Source organism: Rhodococcus sp. BP22 (assembly GCF_014281965.1).
In the GTDB taxonomy this organism is placed as follows: Bacteria; Actinomycetota; Actinomycetes; order Mycobacteriales; family Mycobacteriaceae; genus Rhodococcoides.
On record NZ_JACFTB010000007.1, the window covers coordinates 124,825 to 144,453 of the forward strand.

Genomic DNA, 19,629 nt, shown 5'->3' on the forward strand with positions numbered 1-19,629 from the left:
TCAGAATCTGAACTCTCTGTTCTGCGGTGGGTCGTAGCTTTCGGGAGCGTCAACCGGCCTCGACTCTGCGACGCTGTGACGGTCGGGCATCTCCGGGACCGTCCAGTCCTGTGCGGCCACAACCGTTGTGTCGTCCGATCCGACGGTCAACTGGTCGACGGACAGTCCGTCGCTGATCTGCGTTGCAACGCTGACCGTCCCGATACCGGCCCAACCACGCTGCCGGACATCGTCCTTGACTGCAGTCATACCTTGTGTGGTTGCAAGGTCGGTGACCATTCCGCGATCGAAATGATCGACTCGTCCCTGGCCAGGTGCGTCCGCGACCCCTGCCAGGAAGTCGTTCAATGGCACGAATGTTTTGGTGCCGTCGAGAAGAACTTCGATTTGTCCGGTAAGCGACTGCACGAGTTCCGACTTCGGACCCATCAGGTTCGTCCGCGCCTTGTCCCACATCAATGCGGCACCGGTAGAGGCGAACGATCCTCGAAAGAAGTCTCTCGACCAACGGTCCAATGAGGACGCAGATCCGCTTCCCGGAGCTCGCCACAACAGCGTCGGATCGGCTTTGATATCTCGACCATCGCTACCCAAGGACTCTCCGGCGTTGACCATTGCCCGCTCCCAGGGCGTACTGAGCCAGCCCAGACCGAACAGATCCTGCCGAAGGTATTCCGCGGTGCTCGCCAGCTGATCTGGGTGTGGATTCGCATACCCGATGGCTGTGTTCTTGGGTAGACCCCACGCAATTCTGCCCTCATGCGACCGCTGAAAGGTGTTCGGCCCCAATGGTTCAGCGAGGAACGCGCCCAGCGCTCGACTCCATGAGAGGTACTGAGAGTAAGCGTCGCCCAACCGATCCAAATCGCGTAGTGCAGTTCTGAGATTCGCCTCGTCCGCCTGCTCGTTCGCTGCTGCAGTTTTACGTCTGTTCAGGTCCTGGAACAGGTCGCGTTGCCCTCGCAGGAACACGGACACGAGTACGACAATCCACAGAACGATCGATCCCACGATGACGAGGGCGCCGATCCACCAGTCGAACCATGCTTGCGCGATCCCGACCGCCGACGCCGCGATCACCAACACGAGGATCACCGACGTGATCTGAATCCACCGCGCAAGTTTGTTGTGTCCCTTACTCTCTGCGGGTGCCGGTCTGTCTGCGTGCGCCCGGAGCCTCGCCAGCAAGTCCTTGACTTCACGATGGCGGTCGTCGAAGTTGCGCGCGAGTGTGGTGCCCACAGCAACAGCGAAACTATTGCCCGTCCGCGAGCGCCACTCGTCGAGTGCTGAGCCGGTCCGGCGCGCTTCGATACCCAACGACGCGTCCTGGTCGAATTCGCTCAACCGGCTTCGAAGCTGGCTCGCACCGATCACGTCGGTCGCGTCGACGCTGTCGACTTCGACCGTTGCGGCAACGACACCAGGGATGCGATCGAATTGTTCAGCCGGCCCCGGTACTACGTCCGATGCCCGTCGTAGGACACCTCGGCTCGCGCCGATCTGCACTGGCGGCAACTCGGCGGACCTCGCACCTCCATCTGCAAGAGTCATCGCAGCACGTGAGTAGTCCTGCCAAAGGTCGGAGAGGTCCGCGCGCGCAGCATGGTGTCGTTCGTCGTCCATCGACTCTATCGAACTGCGCAGTTGGTGCGTGGCCGAACCTACCTGGAACCAGCTGGCCGACCGCCCCTGTGTTGTGCGACCGTTGGCCACCACCTCGTAGGCAGACGGATTCTCGCCGAACACCGTTGAGTGAACGGCTCCGGCGACGGAGGAAGAGACGCTGTCGACTACACGCGCATACCAAGCCGCAGGTGCATTGCGGAGCGCTGCACCGAGAAACGAAAAGAACATCTTCAAAGCAGCCCAGAATCCGATGATCTGGGTCTGCTCGACGGCATAGGGGACGCGGTCACCCATCAGTACTGCGCGATGCTTGTCCCACAGATTGCGGGCCATCGTGTGCGTCGCCAGCTGTACATCATCGATGTACGTGACGGGCGCGCCACCTTCGCGGGGTAGAGGCAATTGACCGTCTTGTTCGAAAATCTGTCTGCGCAGCGAATTTTCGACCTCCGAAGTGTCCAAACGTCGGTAGAACGAGCGCGTAAGGCTGAGCAAGCTGCCGGGAAGGACGGGCTTGTCATCGAAGGGGGCATGTTCGACGTCGGCCCATAACCCGGACACAGCCGCCACAACCGGCGCCGCATGGCGTCCGATTTCGAGACCGTTGTCCTCGGCGGAGAGTGCGATGTGCCCCATACCCGGGCCGCGTGCATCTTCTGGAGCGATCAGGATGTTGTGCCAACCGTCGAGCGCCAAAACCGTGTTGGTGGGCGGTACACAACCTGGTCGGCCGAGGAGCAACCGCAACCGCACGACGCGAGCTCCACCCGAGGTCGAGGCCAACAACTCGGCTACTCGGCGCTCTGTATCGATGCTCAATGCCGGAGACTGTCCGGTAAGAGGCACGAGCACGGACAGTCGGAGCGTGAGAATCCGTTGCGAAGCAACGACTTCCTCGATCGTGGTGTCGTACTCGCTACCGTGCTCGACCCTGGTTGCGGCCACTGGCGAACGATCCGCCTCCGAACCGTCCACCCATAGGAACGGGCGTATCAACCCGACTGCAGAGAGATCCTTCAGAACATCTTTGATCCCACCGGCAACACCGGGGGTCGCAAGAAAAACAGTAAGTGCAGCCATCAGTTCGTTCCTCGTTGTGGGATCTCGAACGAGTCCGCACCGGTCGACCACGATCCGACCGGAGGCGCGGGAGGCGGTGTGTCGGTACTTCGAGACGGTTCGAGTGCAGCGGCGAGGCATTCGTCGATCAGCGAAATCAACTTACCGGTGCCCCAGAACACGTCTGGCGCCAGATCCCTGTAGATAGGAGTTTTCGTTGCTTGCGCCCGAACGGTGATGTTGGAGAAGACTCCGCCACCGACGGCGCCTGCCTCGCCGACTGCCCCGCCAGAGCCAGGAGGCATGTAGTGCTTACCTACGAAGGCACGCTCCTCCTCGAGCCAGGCCTTCGTTCTGGCGGCGCGATCCTGTGGAGTAACAGATTCACCGGTATCGGCAACTGCCGAGGCCAACCCGGTTCCGGTGTTTCCGGTCCGGAGCCAGTCGGTCAGGTGTGCAGCTGCTGACAAAGCGAAGATGCCGCTGACCTCATCCTCGGTCGAGGAGTCGTAGAGTCTTCTGAGCGCACGGTAGGGCTGCATCGACGACATCACCGGCGGTTCGTGCGACTGAGCCATCGCCAACAAAACCGACTCGATCACAGCCGGCAGCCAATCGTAGTCGGCAGCGAACTCCGATGGCGGAGTCAGCAACGGGTTCGGAAAGTTGAGCCATCTCCCAGCCTCACCGTCCCAGATCCGTGCCGGTTCGATGAACGGCGATTTCGGGAGGAAGATTCGTCCGAGGATCTGCCCGAGCAGCCAGCCTCCGACCATCGCTTGACGCTCGGACTGGTGCATCGGCAACGAGGCAGCCAACGGACGTGCACGACGCAAGTGCCAGAACGCCTTACGCTGCGACGGTGAAGACTCCAGCCACTGTCGGGAGGCCGGACCGATTACCGAGTTGTATGCGAGCGGAGAGTAGTTGGGGTACGAACCGAAGATGTCGATCCGCTTGATCTGCTTCTCATCGGTCAGTGCGTTGACCAGAACGTCCTTGGTCGTCTGGTCTATCCGCACACTTCGTTCGAGTTCGGCGGAGAGGTCGTCGGCAATACTCTGTCCGTCGAACGGGATCGCTGAGAACTTGAAGCGGTACTTCATCTGCTGGTCGTTGTGAATCGCTTGCATCGCAGTCTCGTTGACACTGGCCAGAGGTCTTGCGAGGGCGATGGCTTCGCCGAACTTCGACACCAGGTCTCGACGTCGGCCTGCCAGTTCCGATTCGGCGGCACCTCCCCCGGTGACGAAGTCGTGCAAGGAAACCGAGCAGAATTTGTCGAATGATTCTCCGGTGCGGCTGACGAACTTGCGGGCTCTGGCGAGCAGCTCGTGAGGCCGGGTGTGCACGTTGTATGCCGCGGGTGAGGAGATGATGGACTCTCCGCTTGCGGGGTTCGTCGGAAAGACCCGTGAGCGCCACGACGCGGTGCGTTCGACGAGCCGAACTGTCTCCCCCGGTGCACGACTGCCGTCGATGGTGGGCCACAGGCCTGTGATGACCTGAGCCGCCGCCCGAGCGACGGAGTCACCGAACGCTCGCCGATCCGTTGCACTGCTTCCGGTCGCGGCAGGAAGATCCAGCTCGTATCGCATCTTGAAGTCGCTCGAACTGGTCAGCATCACTTCGTTGTTCGCCTCGGCGAACCGAGACGGAACCTTTTCGTCCGAATCGGACGGCCACGCCGCATATTGATCGGTCTGTAATCGAGCCAGACCGAGATCCCGCGGTTGTTCCACCGATGCTTGCCGAAGCAGTGTGTGAGATTCGTTCAGCGCAGCTACCAAGGGGTCGAACACCTCGGCGACCATCGCGCCCGACGCTGCGCTCAGATGCGACGAAAGCGTCGCGTAGATCTGACGCTCTACGATACGGCGGGTGCCGTCGAGCACGCTCACGACGACTTCTTGTGCGTTCGACAAAGTGCCCTTGAGCGCAGCCAAGGTTGCACGTACGTCTTCTGGTGGTTCGGCGATGTCTCCCGGTGCCTGCTTCGCGAGGTCCTGTGCCGTCGGCAAAACCACGTTCTGCATGTACTTCGACACCCGCTTGACGAGAGCCGTCGCATAAGGAAGGCCGAGTTCGGCTACAGCGTCGCCAACGACCTGCTCGAGTTTGTCCGCAAAGTCGAGGTGCCACCGGAATGCGGCCGAGTAGGCAGCGTTTTGGGCCCCGGAGAGCAACGCCGATCGCCGGCCATTGAGGTTTCGATGGACCTCCGGTACCCAAGCAGCAGCATTGAGACCGTTGCCAGACGGAATGTAGTCGCGAAGCGAGTCGTCGATCACGTGAGTTGCGAGCGTCGACACCTCGGACCTGGGTAGGACCGTCGTCGTGATCCACATTCCAATGTCTTGGGGAAGAGCGTTCGCGTCTGTGTGTCCGGTCGGAAGTCCCAGTGCAGCACAGATGTTGCCCCACTGGTTGTCCAGAACTGCCGCGGCCTGCTCATCCTCCGATGCGCGATTCCCCGGCTGCACATGTCCACGGAGCAGCTTGTCCGCGCTCGCTCTCGCGAGTCGCTGGGATGAATACTCGGCGTATCGATCGCGGCCCATGCTCAAACTGGCGAATCCGAACGATCCCCACGGCAAGGTGTTCCAGGTCTTGTTTCCCCAGCCTAGGTACTCACGGCTGCCGGCGATTCCACCACCGTTGGTCAGGTCCCACTCGACGAATTGCTGAGTGGCCGATTGACTCATCATCAGCGCCGACAGTCCTCGGCCGAGACCACGGTAGATCGCGTTGGGGGTACCGTCGCCGAACAGCGTCTGTTCGGCACCGACGTAACGGCCCACTGGGAACACGCGGGCGAAGGGAATCAGTTCCCCTTCACCGTTCTGCTGTCCTAGTGCACGAAGAATCGAGACATCGTGATCTCGTGCGGATCCCGTCTGGCTGGCCACGATTTCACCGAGCATGGCGAGTGCATTGGCGCGGACTCCGGTGGTGGCGGAGGCGTCGAGACCGTCGAAGATATCCGGAGCGACCATGAACACCCCCATGAGTCGCGGATCGACTCCAGTGATCAAAGTGAGCAGTCGACATATGTCCAATGCCATCGATGCCCCAGCACCACCGGCCATCGACGAGACGACCAGAACGACAGGCCGCTCGCCTGGGTCGTATTTGCCGGCGCCCGGAATATCGAGGTTTCGCATCTCGGTATCGGTCTCTACGAGATTGAGCTTGCCCCAGGCAGTTTCGAGCCGTTCGCGGACCGAAGCCGCACGACTCAGGGTGATCATGCGGCCGAGAGCGCGGAATTGCCCGGCTCCGGTGCTCAGCGGAGTGTGTACTGCAGACGGATCACGAGGTGCCCAAGTCGCGATGGTGTCGAGGCGCTGCTTGCCGATGAACTGTTGGCTCATCGCATTGTCGAGAACGCTGTAGCTGTCGCTCTGTGGACCCGTTCCGACGTATGTGCCGCCTTGATCACGAACATGCCCCATCCCGTCGGGCCCGGGCGACGGAGCCGTCGGAACATCGAGATGGATGAACTGCCATCCGGCTGGAATGCCTTCGATGCCGTGAGAGGCGAGGTCGGAGCGAAGCTGATCCATCATGTACGCCAGCGTGGCTCCACCGGAACCGCCGCATCCGACGACGAGAAAACGCCTCATTCGTCTACCTCTCCATTAGCTGATTTGCGCATTTTCGGTGCTCTTGAACGTGCTGTCATCGACCGTCGCCGAAAGGGTCGAATGGTTTACCGGATGGGCCCGATTGCGTCGGACCCTGGCCTCTGGAAGGTCCACCGAACGGTTCCTGGGTTCGGGGGGTGGGCATCATCCTGTTGGGGCCGCCACCGAATGGGTCATTGTTACCGGCGCTGGACGGGGAGATGCTGCCGCCCCCGAAGGGATCGAATCCGGACGGGCCGGCGGCCGGCGGCGTCGGTGCCGAAGGATTCGAATCAGGGTTGATGGAAGAACGAAGCGTCGCCAGCACATTGGGCAATCGGTTCGTCATGTCGTCGACGACCGACCGCCGAACGGTGGGGCCTGCGTCGTCACCGATCAACAACACGACCGTGGCCGAGTCTGCGGGGCCTTGCGGATCATGAAGTACAACCCAGGTGTTGTGGACCGCCAAAGGCAGTCGTGCCTCGAAATTCTTGCCGTGTGTTGCCGGCAACACGGACGAGGCGCCTACACGCCCCGGCGACGATACCGTCACGAATCCCGCTCCGACAGGTGACCATCCGACATGTGTACGCAGCTGGACGCCGGCGACATCGAGCGATCGTGCCGGCGAATCGAGACCACGGACGACCTCGATCAGGTCGCGATCGGTCAATGCAAAAGGTGAGCCGTTGCGAAGGACTGTGCTACCCGCGATGGTGACGGGGAACTGCTGTCCTTTGAGCGTGCGAGCAGGAATTTTCGCCGTGTACCACTTTCCGCCGTACAGCAGCAGCAGTGGGATTCCCGGGCCGAGCAGGAGTGCAACGAGCAGGGCAAGTAGCGCATTGCTGGTATCGAGGGGCTTTTCCAGTTCCGCCCGGAATTCGACGTCGATAGACAACGCACGGTCTGCCTCACCGTTGGGGGCGACCATCAGCTGAACGGTCCCGTTGATCGGACCGTTGGCTGCGTTCTCCACCTGCAGTGCGAGTGGGAAGGTACCGTCCTGGCCATCACCGAGCTCCTGGCAAGAGTCGACGGTTGCAGCTCCCGAGGTCGACACACCGACACTCCCCACACCGTCCGGCGACCCGAGTATTGCCGCCGTCGTCTCTTGCGGCAGCCAGACACACCCTGGACCGGTGACCGGCAGGTCAGCCGAGAACGTCCCTGCGCCTTCGAGAGTGCCGAAGTCGACGGTCCGCGGTAATGCCGGAAAGCCGATCGGTGGTGCAACGGCCAACGGGATATCGACGGACTGTGGTGCTAGAGCAGTCCCGGGTTCGATGTCGCCACTCGGTGTCGTAGCGTCCGCTGTCGTCACATCTAGAGTAAGGCGCACGGTTGCTTGCCCTGGGGCGACGTCGGTCAAGTCCAGTCGCAGGGGCTCGGAGATCTGCTCCTTCGGGATGCTCGCACCGACGACTGTCTGTTGTCCGTCGCTCTCGATCAGAGTGGCTGACAGGGTGGCAGTTCCGAGCAACGCATTTGGATCCACCTCGTTTCGAGCCGCATCGACGATACCGAGATCGACGGGCACATCCGATTCGCCACTGTGAATAGCGCTCGTGCGTTGCCCTTTCCATTCGGGGAACAGATTTCCTGAGATATGGATATTCGATTTGGAACGAGCTCCTGCAGCATCGCCCGTCGGATCGACGAAAGCCAAAGCCCACACACCTTGCCACTGTGCGGCACCTGGATTGGCCATGTCGAAGGACAGCGTTCTTGCCGACTGCCAGCGGTAGGCGACGTCCACACCCGCGACGTTTGCAGTCACATCTGCCTCGGATGTCGGAAGAGGCAACTCGGAGCCATCCGGCGCAACCAGTGTCGGTATCAACCCTGGGACATCTGTCGACGCCAGTACGGATACGGAATCGATCGAATCGTCGAGCACGAACCGATGTTTCCCGTCCTCACACACGGTGAGGGCACAAACCCCGGATTCGCGAGTGAGCGGTGCTTGACCGGGCGTGGAGAAGGCATCGAACGCAAAGAGCAGGTCGTCGATGTTCTGAGCCAGATAGAAGTCACCAGGGCTGGGTGTCGTGATGTTGCCGCATGACGCCGAGCCGGTGCGCTCACCGGTCGCGATCGATCGCATCACATCGAAGTCCGCTGGAGATGCGGTACCCGCAGCGAGGCCGATACCGAACAGTACAACGCCTGACGAACGCAGCTGATCGGCGACACCACCGGGGCGACAGATGGACTCAGTGGCTGCTCCCACCACGCGCGTCACGTCTTCAGCAGTGTCGAGCGGCTGATCGGGAGCGTATGGCTTGCGTGTATCGCTGCGCGAAGTGAAGTCGATCTTGCCATCCGAGAACCACGCAACTGCTTGACAAGGGTCTACCCCGTCTGCGGCCTGGGTCTGGTCCGCGAGCGAGGCTCGAGCGCCATCCAGTGCTAACCAGTAGTCGGTGTCGATTCCATTTGTCCGACCACGAAACTCGTCGACCGAACCTTTGAGCGCCGGAAGCGTTCCCGAGTCCAGGGGTGTCCAGTTGGATTCGACAGAGTAGGTATCGGCGAACCCCGCTATCGCGACATCGAGTTCGATCCCTGACGAGTCTTTGAATTTCGCGAGTTGATCCAGCAGATAGTTGGCTGAGGTGATTCGCGCTCCGTCCGGATCGGATATTTGGAGGCTCGAAGATTCATCGATCATGAGTAGCAAGTCGCCGCTGCGCTGCGCTGCGAGGCATGCGCCGAAGTCCGATACCGCGGCACCGCCGGGAGCGGCAGCCACCACTGGAGCCAATGCGATCGCCACCGTGCCGCCGAGCCCTACCAATGCAGCGGTGAGTAATGCGCTGGCTTTCGCTTTGTTCACAGTCGACCAATCCAGTCAGCGATGCGCAGCGCGCAGACAATTATTCCGATTGCCGCGATAACCAGGACGGCCCAGTACGCCGGCCGGGTCCACGTTGGTTCGGCGTAGACAGGACGTGCTCTCCGATTGGTGTCCAACAGAGTGAATGCCGACAGCACCCCTATCGCTATTGGCCCGGCAAGCACCCATCCGATTACCGCCAGCGGGCCGGAGGCTCCGAGCGCGACTCCCACGACAAGACCGATTAACGCAAGTGCACCGGAAGCGAAGAGGTAGGCCAAGGGTGGACCTGCGACGGATAGAGAGGAGCTCGGTTGGACGCCAGCCGGCTGATGAGACGGCAGAGGTGGTGGTGAACCGAATCCTCTGTCGTTGCCGTAACCGAACGGATCCGGTGATGAAGCCAATGCGTGGTCTCCTCAGACTGACTCGGGTTCGCAGACGATGACGCAACGCGAACCGTTTCCTGAGGAATCGACGATTCTACCTATTGCGTTACTACTGAGACTCATTCGTAATGAATTCATCGGCGGTGGCGGGCGCTTCAAGTCCCGGCCGACCGCATCGACGACCTATGGCCTACCTCAGACGTTGATTCCGAAGTCACGGGCGATTCCGGCCAGACCCGAAGCGTAACCTTGGCCGACGGCTCGGAACTTCCATTCCTCAGCATGCCGATACAGCTCACCGAACACCATTGCTGTTTCGGTGGAGGCATCTTCGCTCAGATCGAATCGAGCCAGTTCGCGTCCGTCTGACTTGTCCACGACGCGAATGAACGCGTTGACGACCTGACCGAAGTTCTGTCCGAGTTCTTCGGCAGCATGAATCGAAACGGGGAACACAATGGATGCGATCTCGGGAGACAAAGCGACGAGGTCGATGTCGATGCTTTCGTCGTCGCCCTCGCCCTCACCGGTTCTGTTGTCGCCGGTGTGCACGATGGCCTCGTCAGGCGACTTCAGATTGTTGTAGAAGACGAAGAAGAGCTCGTTGAGGACCTTCTTGTTGCTCCCTAGAGCAATGGCGCTTGCGTCGAGATCGTAGTCACCACCGGTGGTCGACCTGACATCCCAGCCAAGTCCGATAGTAACGGCAGTGAGACTCGGTGCCTGCTTGCTCAGGGAGACGTTTCCACCCTTGGCCAAGGTCACGCTCATGATCCGACTCCTTCTTCGACGCAGAGATCGAGATCGATCATTTTGTACTACATGTGAGCACAGCTCTTTACTTTTAGCAGATAAATGCTTTGCGAACACTGTGAACAGTCACATTTAATCCGTTTGAATGACCCTAAGATGTCACGCCGAACACGATAAACAAGACGGCACCGAGAGCGATCCCAACCGGAAGCCAGTTCTTCTCCGCGAAACCGAACTCGGGAGCCGTACCTAACGACTTCGCTCGCCGCCGGATCGAGTTGCGTCGTGCCCTCGACAAGGCGAGGAGTGGAATCAGAAGCAGGGACAGATAGAGCGCCACCAGCGATAAGTTGTCACTCTCAGCAAAAGCACCCGCCACCACCCCGAGTGAAAAGAACGCGATGAAAGCCCAGGCTGGAATCGTCTTCCAGAGTGGCACCAGACGCTTCCGCGAAGGGGCCTGACCCTCGACGATTACGTCCGCTGACGGGGTTTTCACCGAGCATTCAGTGGTTTCGACGTTCTCTGAGAGCTCCGATGTAAGCGGTGGCTGGGAGGTCGGTCCCGGCGGCCCGAACCCTTGGGCAGCCGTTGGCTCTACCCACGGTGTGGTGAATGGGTCGTAAACGTCGACTGTTGGACGTTCGATTGTCCGCGCGTCGGCTATGGAGTTCACTCGAGCGACGACGAAGTCTGCATCCGAAGCCTTCACCGTTGCGACGTTCCGTGGCTCTCTTCCATCGGCGTATATCACCAGAGTGCGACCTGCGGCACGCATCTTGATCTCGCAGGCACCGATCTCGAGTGCACTTATCTCAACCAGCGGCCCCTTGGAATCCAGGCTTGTGCTCAGGAAGAGGATCAAACGACGATTTGTTACCGCCAGTCCATCTGTCAGCGGTCTGAACGTGCTGATCCGTGCCAGCGCCCGTATTTTTTCTCCCTCGCCGATGACACCACTAAGCGACTCCATCCACTTGGTAGCGTCCTTTTCCTTCAAGCTGGGCGAAAACGGTGGCAGCATCGTGGTCCTGTTCAGTCAGAGGTCATCCGTCAGGGCATCGGGGAACTGCGGCAATGTGTTTCATCGGGTAGCGATGTAACGCATAGTAATGTTCAGCCGAAGTCTCCTTCTGAACGTGGGCGCACTCAGCCCCGCCCAAATCGAATGCAGGCGATTACTTGAAGTTCCGTACAGTATCTCGTAAAACCTCGCTTCATCAACGCGTGACTGCCACTGCAGTCTGTTTGTCGCTGAGCGCGCTTGTGCTGGGGGGATGCTCAGCGGAAGACTCGAACGTCGAAACAGGCGACCCCGTACAAGTCACCGTGCCGCCCCTCCCCCAAGTCGACATAACTACCCGACCGACAACGACAACGACAACAACGCGCACTTCCGCTCCGGCGACCACAACGACAGCTACCACGATCCCGCCGATGGTCACCACAGAACCGCCGGTGTATGTGCCGGCGCCACCGACATACACGCCTCCTCCGCCTGCATACACGCCACCACCACCGGCATACACGCCACCTCCGCCTGCATACACGCCGCCGGCTGTACCAGTGCCAGACCCGTCCGAATCACTTCCTGGTGTCGTTCACCCCGGGTCATTCTGTGATGTGCCGGGTGCCCCAGGAGTAACCAAGGCCGGTACCGCCATGGTGTGCGGCACAGCGAAGGATGGGCGCCTGCGCTGGAAGAGCAGCTGACTACAGGGTGCAATTGACCGGGGTCGCACGGTCAAGAGATAGTAATGCTCGAGCAGCATCACTTCGGGCAAAGGCAGAATAACCATCTATACCGCATCGATCTCCAGAAACAGCGCACGCGAGCCATTTTCGGCGTCGTTCAGGCATCCAGCACGTGTGGATCCGTCGACCGGACTACCTGGCAGGCGAGTGCGGCGGACTCTTGGAGTGCTCGAGGCGCACCATGCTGAGCGCATGGAGGAACAGCTCAACAAGCTGCTGTCCGACGAGGACTGGTGGGATCCCGCTGCACGTGAATACGCGGAGGGGACCTTCGATCCGGCCGTCATATCTGCTTTCTATGACAGCGCAGAACCACCAGCTCCAGGAGCTTCGCGGGACCTTCGCGAGGTTCACATGCCGTTGCCCACTCTCGAAGATGACTATCGACGCGTTCTGATGATCGGGACAACCGGCGCTGGGAAAACAACAGTAATTCGCCAGATTTTGGGGACTGATCCGGATCGAGACCGATTCCCGTCGACATCGACGGCCAAAACTACTGTCGCGGATACTGAGATCATTGTCGCCGAGGGAACGTATAAAGCTGTTGTGACTTTCTTTTCTTCTGAGGAAGTGACAGACCATCTCATCGAGTGCGCGGTGAAGGCTGCGCTGGCGATCAGACGCGGCGTGACCGACCAGGACGTAAGGTCGGCGCTGCTCGACCACGAGAATCAGCGATTCCGTTTCAGCTACATCCTAGGTCGCAAACAGAATCCGAAGCCATCGCCCGCGACGAAACGGAACTTGGATGAGTTCGACGAGTTCGAGTTACCTGCGATTGCAACTGAGCCACCTCGGTTCGACGCGGAGCCGGAACGGCTCGACGGCATCGACCTTGACGAGAGCTCACGCCTGATCGACGCTGCAATCTCCACCCTCAAATTTCTCGTCACACGGCACGGCTTGTCCGAAGGCTCAACTCCAGTCGAGGACGAAGATCTAGACATCTCGCTTCGCGACGATGACACGTTTCATTCGATTATCGACAGCCTGTTGGAGGAAATCGAGAAACGATTCGCCGCGCAAATGACCGGAGACTTCAAGCGTAACGCTGAAGGTTGGCCGGAAAGTTGGCAGTTCGAGAAAGCTGACAGGGCCGCCTTTTTGCAAGCAGTCAATCGATTCACGTCGAACTACGCGCCCCTCTTCGGGCATCTGCTTACCCCGCTCGTCGACGGCATCCGCGTTTCCGGCCCCTTCTTACCGACCTGGGCTGACGGCCAACTCCCGAAACTAGTACTGATCGATGGAGAGGGTCTCGGACATACTGCGAAATCGTCAGCGGCACTACCTACCAATGTCGCAGCTACGATCAATGAAGTCGACGCAGTTCTACTGGTAGACAACGCACAACAGCCGATGCAGGCCGCGCCTGCTGCCGCAATCCGTTCGATCTTGACCTCTGGGAACGTGGAAAAGCTTATCTTTTGCTTCACCCACTTCGAGGAGGTGCAGGGCGACAACCTGACGAACATCCGCGATCGTGCGCATCACGTGCTGGCAAGCGTCGAAAATGTGCTCAGCACGATCCGCAAGGATTTCGGACCGCGTGCCGAGCAGAGCGTGCGCGATCGTTTGGACCACGATCGGGTGCTTCTATCCAGCATCGACCAGCCGCTCAAAGCCGCCACTGACAACGGGCGGTGGTCGATCAGCCAGTTCCAGAAGCTGCTTGTCATCATCGAACGAAGTGCAGAAAGACCCGACCTCGGACCCGCAAAGCCCGTGTACGACAAGGCATTTCTGTCAGCGGCCATCGAGACCGGCACAAGGCAGTTTCATCACCGCTGGGGTGGCTTGTTGGGGACAGCCGAAGCCGAGGATGTCGAAAAGGAACATTGGAGTCGCATCAAGGCTTTGACAAAACGCTTTGCCGAGGGAATCGCAGACCAATACGACACACTGAGGCCTAATGCCGAGCTGCGCGAGATGCTGAAAGAAGACATCTACAAGGCTCTGGAGCGCCCCGAGAAGTGGATCGGCACGCCGCCCGAGAGCTTGGAAGATCAGACTGTGATTATCGACCAGTTCTCGAACGAGATCGCTAAGCGGCTCGAACAGCCGATACGCGAACGACTGTCCGAAGTGCCGCGTTCCGACTGGCAGATCAGCTACGCGTATAGCGGCAATGGGTCGACCGGCAAACGTGCTCAGCACATTTCCGATAGCATTTTCGGCAAGAACGTCACTGTCCCTGAGGATTTGTCGAGCTCGGATCCGAGCACATTTCTACACATAGTCATTGCATCGTTGGAAGAAGCCGCCGCCGAGTGCGGTGTCCACCTGGTGTAGGTCTGGGACTGTCTCTCCGCGAATCTCGGCACTACCGCATCAAACCGTATACGCCGAAACACAATGGGAAGGTCGAGCGCTACAACCGAATTCTCGCCGAAGAACTGTTGTACTCCGTAAGTACACCAACGAAGCCGAGGGGCGCGCCGCCGTCGACGTCTGGAATGTTCACTACAATTACCACCGACCGCATTCAGCACGCGGAGGATGACCGCCCGCCGCTTACCGCCTGCACCGCGTCACTAACGTCCGTGCCTCATACATCTAGCCGCGATCTACCGATCGAATGGAAATTTCATGAAGTCCTGATCTTCGGTCGAAGTGATACTGAGTAGGCATAGGACCGGAGGGTCGCAATGCTTCATCGCAGCTCGTAATCATTCGACTGAATGATTACGAGCCGCACTGCTTCCTTATCGCCCATCTCGCCTACTCCCCTGGCGCGCGCCTGGGGTCCTCGGTGGAGAAAGCCAACACCGCAGGCGCACCGAGTACGGCCGACCGACGTCGAAACATACGTCATCGACTTGTCGCGCTGAAAGCCCAGATCGGCACCCACCTTGACGGCGTCGATGTTCGATCCCAAGAACACGAAGTCCCAGCTGTACTCGGCTTCCTGCCGCTCGATCAATTCCCGCACAGCAGTATTCGTCCACTCCCGGCTTGCGTTCTCGTGACCGTCGGTCATCACGAGAACGGTCACCGAGCCGGGACGCTCGTCCTCCGGTATCGCGGCCAGCCCGGCACCGACCTCGCTCACAAGCCAGCCGATCGCGTCGTACAACGCGGTGCCGCCCCGTGGCTCGAGCACCAGCGGGTCGACCTTCTCGATGGGTACATTGTCGTAGACCAGCTCGTACCGGTTGTCGAACTGCGCCAGCGTGACCACGGTCCGGCCGTCGGCCTCACGCTCCTTGGCGATGAACGAGTCGAATCCGCCGCGGGTGTCGTCGGCGATGGAATGCATCGAACCGGACCGGTCGAGCAAAGCTGCAACGAGAGAGTGTCGGGTTGGTCATGATTTCCTTCCGTAGGACGCAGCCGAAACTGCGTCGAATGAATGGATTGAGAGATAACGGAAGAGCGGTTGACGACCGCTACCGCAGCCCAACCGTCGTACCGCCCGAGAAGGCGGAATCATGCAGCTCGATCTCAGCAGGGACGGTCCCGACGGGAACGTCGAACACGACCGTTGTGTCCAGCGCGTTGCCCGGGTTGATCTGTTCGTAGCCGATGCCCTCGTCGAGGTAGGCAGTCGCGAGGCTGTCGACCGAGTACTGCTTGCCGTCGGCGTCGAGCAACTTCTGCGACGACGCGTCCAAGCTCTGTGCTCGGTCGCCGATGTTGCGCGCGGAGATCTTGACCTGAACGAACTCGCCCTGAGCGGTCTGCGTCAGATACTCCGAGCCGACCGTCGAGACGGGTGGCGCGACGGCCGTGACGACGAACTCGAACTTGCCGTCGCGCACCGGGACGCCGATTCCCGGCTGAGTCGGCTCGGCCGGGGCCGCAGGAGCCGCTTCCTCTGACGGCGAGGACCCGGCCGGCGCGGGAGCCGTCGGGGTCTCGGATGAACCGCCGCCGATGAGCCGGATGAGGACACCCAGCACGACGATCGCCAAGATGACGGTCAGGATCTTGTGTCGCGCAAACCAACTCTTCTTCTGCTCCGGAGCGGGCGGGGCGTACTGCTGCTGGGGGTTCGGGCTGTTGGTGGTCATGTCGAAATTCCTCTCGGTTGGCGATGCATCAACCACACCGCAGTCGGCCCTGTCCGCGCCTCGGCTGACCGGTTGGTGCCCCTCCTCCTTTCGGTCGCATCCGGTTGGTGATGCGGGCCGATCGGACGATCCGCCGTGTCGGTGCTCGGCCGTACGCTTGCGTTCGTGATCACCCACCGGACAGGCACCCTGCGCCGAAAAGCCTGGACCACAGCAGCGGTGGCCTTCAGCCTGTTCTGCTCGATCATGACCGCCGGGTTGGCGGGATCGTCCGGCACACCGGGGTGGAATCTAGGCATCGGCGTCGCGCTCAACCTCGTCGCGGGCATCGCGTTGATCTGGCGACACGAGCGGCCATGGATCGTTCTGGGACTGGCGCTGGCCGGGCCGCTGTTCTTCGCCACCGATGCGACGGCAGCGTTGATCGCCCTGTTTGCTGTCGGTGCGTTCGCGCGAACCAGGCCGCTGGTGATTGCTGCCGTCGCGGTGTTCGTCGCGTGCGGGGTGTCGTTGACGTACGACGCGCATCGCAGTCGGTACTACTCCGTGCTGACCCTCGGCTCGACCAAGACCAAAGATGGGTCGACGCCGGTCGAGTGGGACGTCGCGGCGTGGATTCCGTGGGTGGTCGCAGCTGTACTCGTCGGGTTGGTCGTGGGTGGAGCAATGCTGCGCCGCACACGATCCGACCTGACGGCGGCCGTGGTCACGCGGGACAAGGTGACGGTGGAGTCCAACGCACTTCGTGAGGAGATGCTGCTCAATGCGGAACGCGCCCGCATCGCCCGCGACATGCACGACACCCTCGCCGCCAGCCTCAGCCGCATCTCGTTGTTTGCAGGCGGAATGCAAGTCAACAGTGCCGATGGGCCCGAGAAGGTAGCCCAGACAGCGTCGATGATTCGGCAGACTGCGCACGATGCGCTAGATGAGCTCAAGCGCATCATCGGTGTGCTGCGCGGATCGGCCGATGCCTCAGGCGGTGGCCGGCAGAGCGTCGAGGGCATCTCCGATCTGGTGCACTCGGCGCGGGGCGCGGGTTTGCACACGTCGCTGATGCTCGACGTGACACCCGGTGAGATCGGTGCTGCGAGCAGTCATGTGGCGTACCGGGTGGTGCAGGAATCGCTTACCAATGCGCACAAGCATGCCGCCGGATCGACCGTTCGGGTGGCGGTGCACGGGTCCGATCAGACGGGTGTTCGCGTCGATGTGCGCAATCAGCTGTTGCGGCAACCGCCGTTTGAGCATGGGTCGGGTACGGGGTTGGCGGGATTGGCCGAACAGGTCCGCGGGGTGGGCGGGACGTTCAGTGCCGGCGTGCAGCCGGGTGAATTTATGGTCTCGTGCTGGCTGCCGTGGTACTCCTGACGGACGGTGTCGGAGACGCGTTCTAAGCTCAGGGCACCATGACAGCGCCAGCCGTGATTACAGTTCTGATCGTCGACGACGACCCCTTCGTTCGTCGTGGAGTGACGGACATCTTCGCGAAGACCCCGGACATTTCGGTGGTGGCCGACGTGGAGGACGGCGACCAGGTTCCCGCTGCAGTGACGGCGTTCCGGCCGCACGTGGTGCTGATGGATCTTCAGATGCGACGGGTCGGCGGGCTGGACTCCACCCGCGAATTGATGACGCTGACCCATCCCCCGAAAGTCATTGCAATGACGGCGATGGATGTGGACGATCTGGTGATACGCGCCATCGAGGCCGGGGCGCACAGCTTTCTGAGCAAAAGCGAGGCACCCGAAACGTTTCATCAGTCGGTTCGAGCAGTGGCATCCGGCAACACGTTGTTCAGTGAAGATTCGCTGCGGAAAATCGTCGCAACATCGGTGTTGCCGACGGCCCCGAATTCGATGTCGATGGACGTGCTGAGCCCGCGGGAGCGAGATGTACTGCGCATCTTGGCTACTGGTTCGACCAATGCGGACATCTCCTCCGAGCTCTACCTCAGCGAGACGACGGTGAAGACCCATATTTCCGGGATATTCGTGAAACTCGGTGTGCGCAATCGAGTCGAGGCTGCACTGGCTGCCTTTCGGGCAGGCATGGTCACGTGAGCGGGCCAGGCCGGAACCACTGATTGCCAATCAGATTCGCTTCCGCAGCGGCTCGCCAGCACACTGAGGGAAGTCGCCGGTGCAGTCAGCGGACTCTCGAAGAGAAGAAGAACCGTTGGACGGCACTACGCTCGGTATCTTTGAACTGGGGCACCCAGCGATCAGCGACGAGGACCACTACATCTGATGATCCGCTTGGTCCCATCAAGCGGACGAAGCAAGGTCCCCGCGCGCGTCAATGCGAAGCTACCGAAATTACAGATCCACAGGACGTTGGCTGGTCGACAGGCACCCGACCGTCATTCAATGGGCGCTGGGCACTGTCCGGTCGATGCGCCGATCGAATTGATCTCGGCGTTGGACCGGGGATCACCGGCATAGTCGATTTGGTTCGTGCATCGATCGTCCGGCACTGCGTTCGGATCCGGAATGGTCGCGCCGTTCGGATACGTGCATACGGTCCCATCACACACTGAGGTGTTTGCGTCGATCTCACCTTGGAGTGCTTCGTCGTGTACGGACTGGCAATAGGCGGTGTATCCGGTGACGGTGCCGTCCGACCAGTACGTCGTGATTGGGCCCAATCCCGGCTGACAATCGACGATCACAGGTTCGGGTGCCGGAGGTTCCGTGTAGATCGGTTCGGCTACTGGCGGTGCTGCTGGAACGACTGGCGAAGGTGGGGCCGAAGTTGGAGTCGGCGTTTGGGACGTGGTCGATAAGCTGACGGAGCTCGTAGCAATGCCTGGTTCTGATTCATCAGGCGATCCGCCACACGCGACAAGGCACGCAAGCACACCGACGGTCGACAACAGCCTCAGACTTCGCATAACTGTCAATCGTGAAACCACTTCTAGCGTTACTGCCCCGAATCTTTTAATTCTGCGGCTCGAGTCGGAACCACTTCCGAACAAGTTTGCTGTTCAGCGATTTCACCGCTCATCAGTTTGATGAAATCGACTGCTATACAACCTGTGTCATGCGCTGACCGCTCTCCGAAAGTCTTTGTAGCGCTGCTGGGACGACCAAGTGCAAACATCCCCTCCATAGGTCGGCAGACGCAGTCTGCCGGCGATCTCAGCGTCTCCAACAGCACGTTCGAGCACTGCCTCATGTCAGCGCAATTGCAAAACAGGACGAGTTCGATGATTCATAGCGGCCACCGACCGGACGATCGTGCGCTGCTCAGGATCCAGGCAGCCGTTAGGTCTCCCGACTGCGAAGGTTCGCAATTCGCGGATGCTGATGACGTCGGAGGATCCGGGCTCTCGCGTTTCGGCAGGCGAAAACTTTTCGAGACCATATTCGCCTCGAACAGGATTCATTCGTCACATTGCGGCCCGGTGATATACCCCTGCTCGCAGCCGTACTGCGTCTGGATGTCCCCGCTAGTGGGCTCGTCTCCACACAGAACACCGCAGCGCTCGTACCCGTTGACGACGCCGTCCCCATTGTAATCTTCCGATTCGTTGTACGGATACCCCGAGTCAGCTGGAG

General features: G+C 60.5%; 11 protein-coding genes and 1 pseudogene. 4 read left to right on the forward strand and 8 right to left on the reverse strand.

Going from position 1 to position 19,629, the window contains the following annotated elements; translation table 11 throughout:
* The 6 genes from H2510_RS16515 to H2510_RS16540 all read right to left on the reverse strand — a co-directional run bounded on the left by H2510_RS16515 (window position 1) and on the right by H2510_RS16540 (window position 11,271).
* On the reverse strand, window positions 1-2,709 hold the full coding sequence (locus tag H2510_RS16515) for a hypothetical protein (protein ID WP_186629391.1): 2,709 nt from the start codon (window positions 2,707-2,709) through the stop codon (window positions 1-3).
* Entirely contained in the window at window positions 2,709-6,314 is a 3,606-nt protein-coding gene (locus H2510_RS16520) for a tubulin-like doman-containing protein (protein WP_186629392.1), read from the reverse strand. Before H2510_RS16520 ends, H2510_RS16515 begins: the two co-directional genes overlap by 1 nt.
* A gap of 55 nt (window positions 6,315-6,369) precedes the next feature.
* Window positions 6,370-9,156 (reverse strand): VWA domain-containing protein, encoded by a 2,787-nt coding sequence (locus H2510_RS16525; protein ID WP_186629393.1) that lies wholly within the window; start codon window positions 9,154-9,156, stop codon window positions 6,370-6,372.
* On the reverse strand, window positions 9,153-9,563 hold the full coding sequence (locus H2510_RS16530) for a hypothetical protein (RefSeq protein ID WP_186629394.1): 411 nt from the start codon (window positions 9,561-9,563) through the stop codon (window positions 9,153-9,155). The genes H2510_RS16525 and H2510_RS16530 overlap by 4 nt, the downstream gene beginning before the upstream one ends.
* 177 nt (window positions 9,564-9,740) lie before the next feature.
* Window positions 9,741-10,316: a TerD family protein gene (locus tag H2510_RS16535; protein ID WP_136171558.1), complete on the reverse strand. Its 576-nt coding sequence runs from the start codon at window positions 10,314-10,316 to the stop codon at window positions 9,741-9,743.
* A 133-nt stretch (window positions 10,317-10,449) separates the two neighbouring features.
* Window positions 10,450-11,271: a hypothetical protein gene (locus H2510_RS16540; RefSeq protein WP_186629395.1), complete on the reverse strand. Its 822-nt coding sequence runs from the start codon at window positions 11,269-11,271 to the stop codon at window positions 10,450-10,452.
* A gap of 947 nt (window positions 11,272-12,218) precedes the next feature.
* Between H2510_RS16540 and H2510_RS16545 the strand changes: the two genes are divergently transcribed.
* Window positions 12,219-14,348, forward strand: coding sequence for a hypothetical protein (locus H2510_RS16545; RefSeq protein WP_186629396.1), 2,130 nt, complete (start codon window positions 12,219-12,221; stop codon window positions 14,346-14,348).
* A gap of 23 nt (window positions 14,349-14,371) precedes the next feature.
* Window positions 14,372-14,559: pseudogene (locus H2510_RS20865) on the forward strand (integrase core domain-containing protein); the annotation flags it as partial.
* Window positions 14,560-14,709: 150 nt separating this feature from the next.
* Here H2510_RS20865 and H2510_RS16550 read toward each other — a convergent pair.
* Window positions 14,710-15,315, reverse strand: coding sequence for a VWA domain-containing protein (locus H2510_RS16550; protein ID WP_261392985.1), 606 nt, complete (start codon window positions 15,313-15,315; stop codon window positions 14,710-14,712).
* A gap of 130 nt (window positions 15,316-15,445) precedes the next feature.
* On the reverse strand, window positions 15,446-16,069 hold the full coding sequence (locus tag H2510_RS16555) for a DUF4352 domain-containing protein (RefSeq protein WP_186629397.1): 624 nt from the start codon (window positions 16,067-16,069) through the stop codon (window positions 15,446-15,448).
* A gap of 165 nt (window positions 16,070-16,234) precedes the next feature.
* On the opposite strand from H2510_RS16555, the gene H2510_RS16560 reads away from it, so the two are divergent.
* Both H2510_RS16560 and H2510_RS16565 read left to right on the forward strand, forming a co-directional pair.
* Complete coding sequence (locus tag H2510_RS16560; protein WP_315901399.1) at window positions 16,235-17,440, forward strand: histidine kinase; 1,206 nt, start codon at window positions 16,235-16,237, stop codon at window positions 17,438-17,440.
* A gap of 38 nt (window positions 17,441-17,478) precedes the next feature.
* Window positions 17,479-18,132, forward strand: coding sequence for a response regulator transcription factor (locus tag H2510_RS16565; protein WP_088943640.1), 654 nt, complete (start codon window positions 17,479-17,481; stop codon window positions 18,130-18,132).
* Window positions 18,133-19,629: the final 1,497 nt, after the last annotated feature.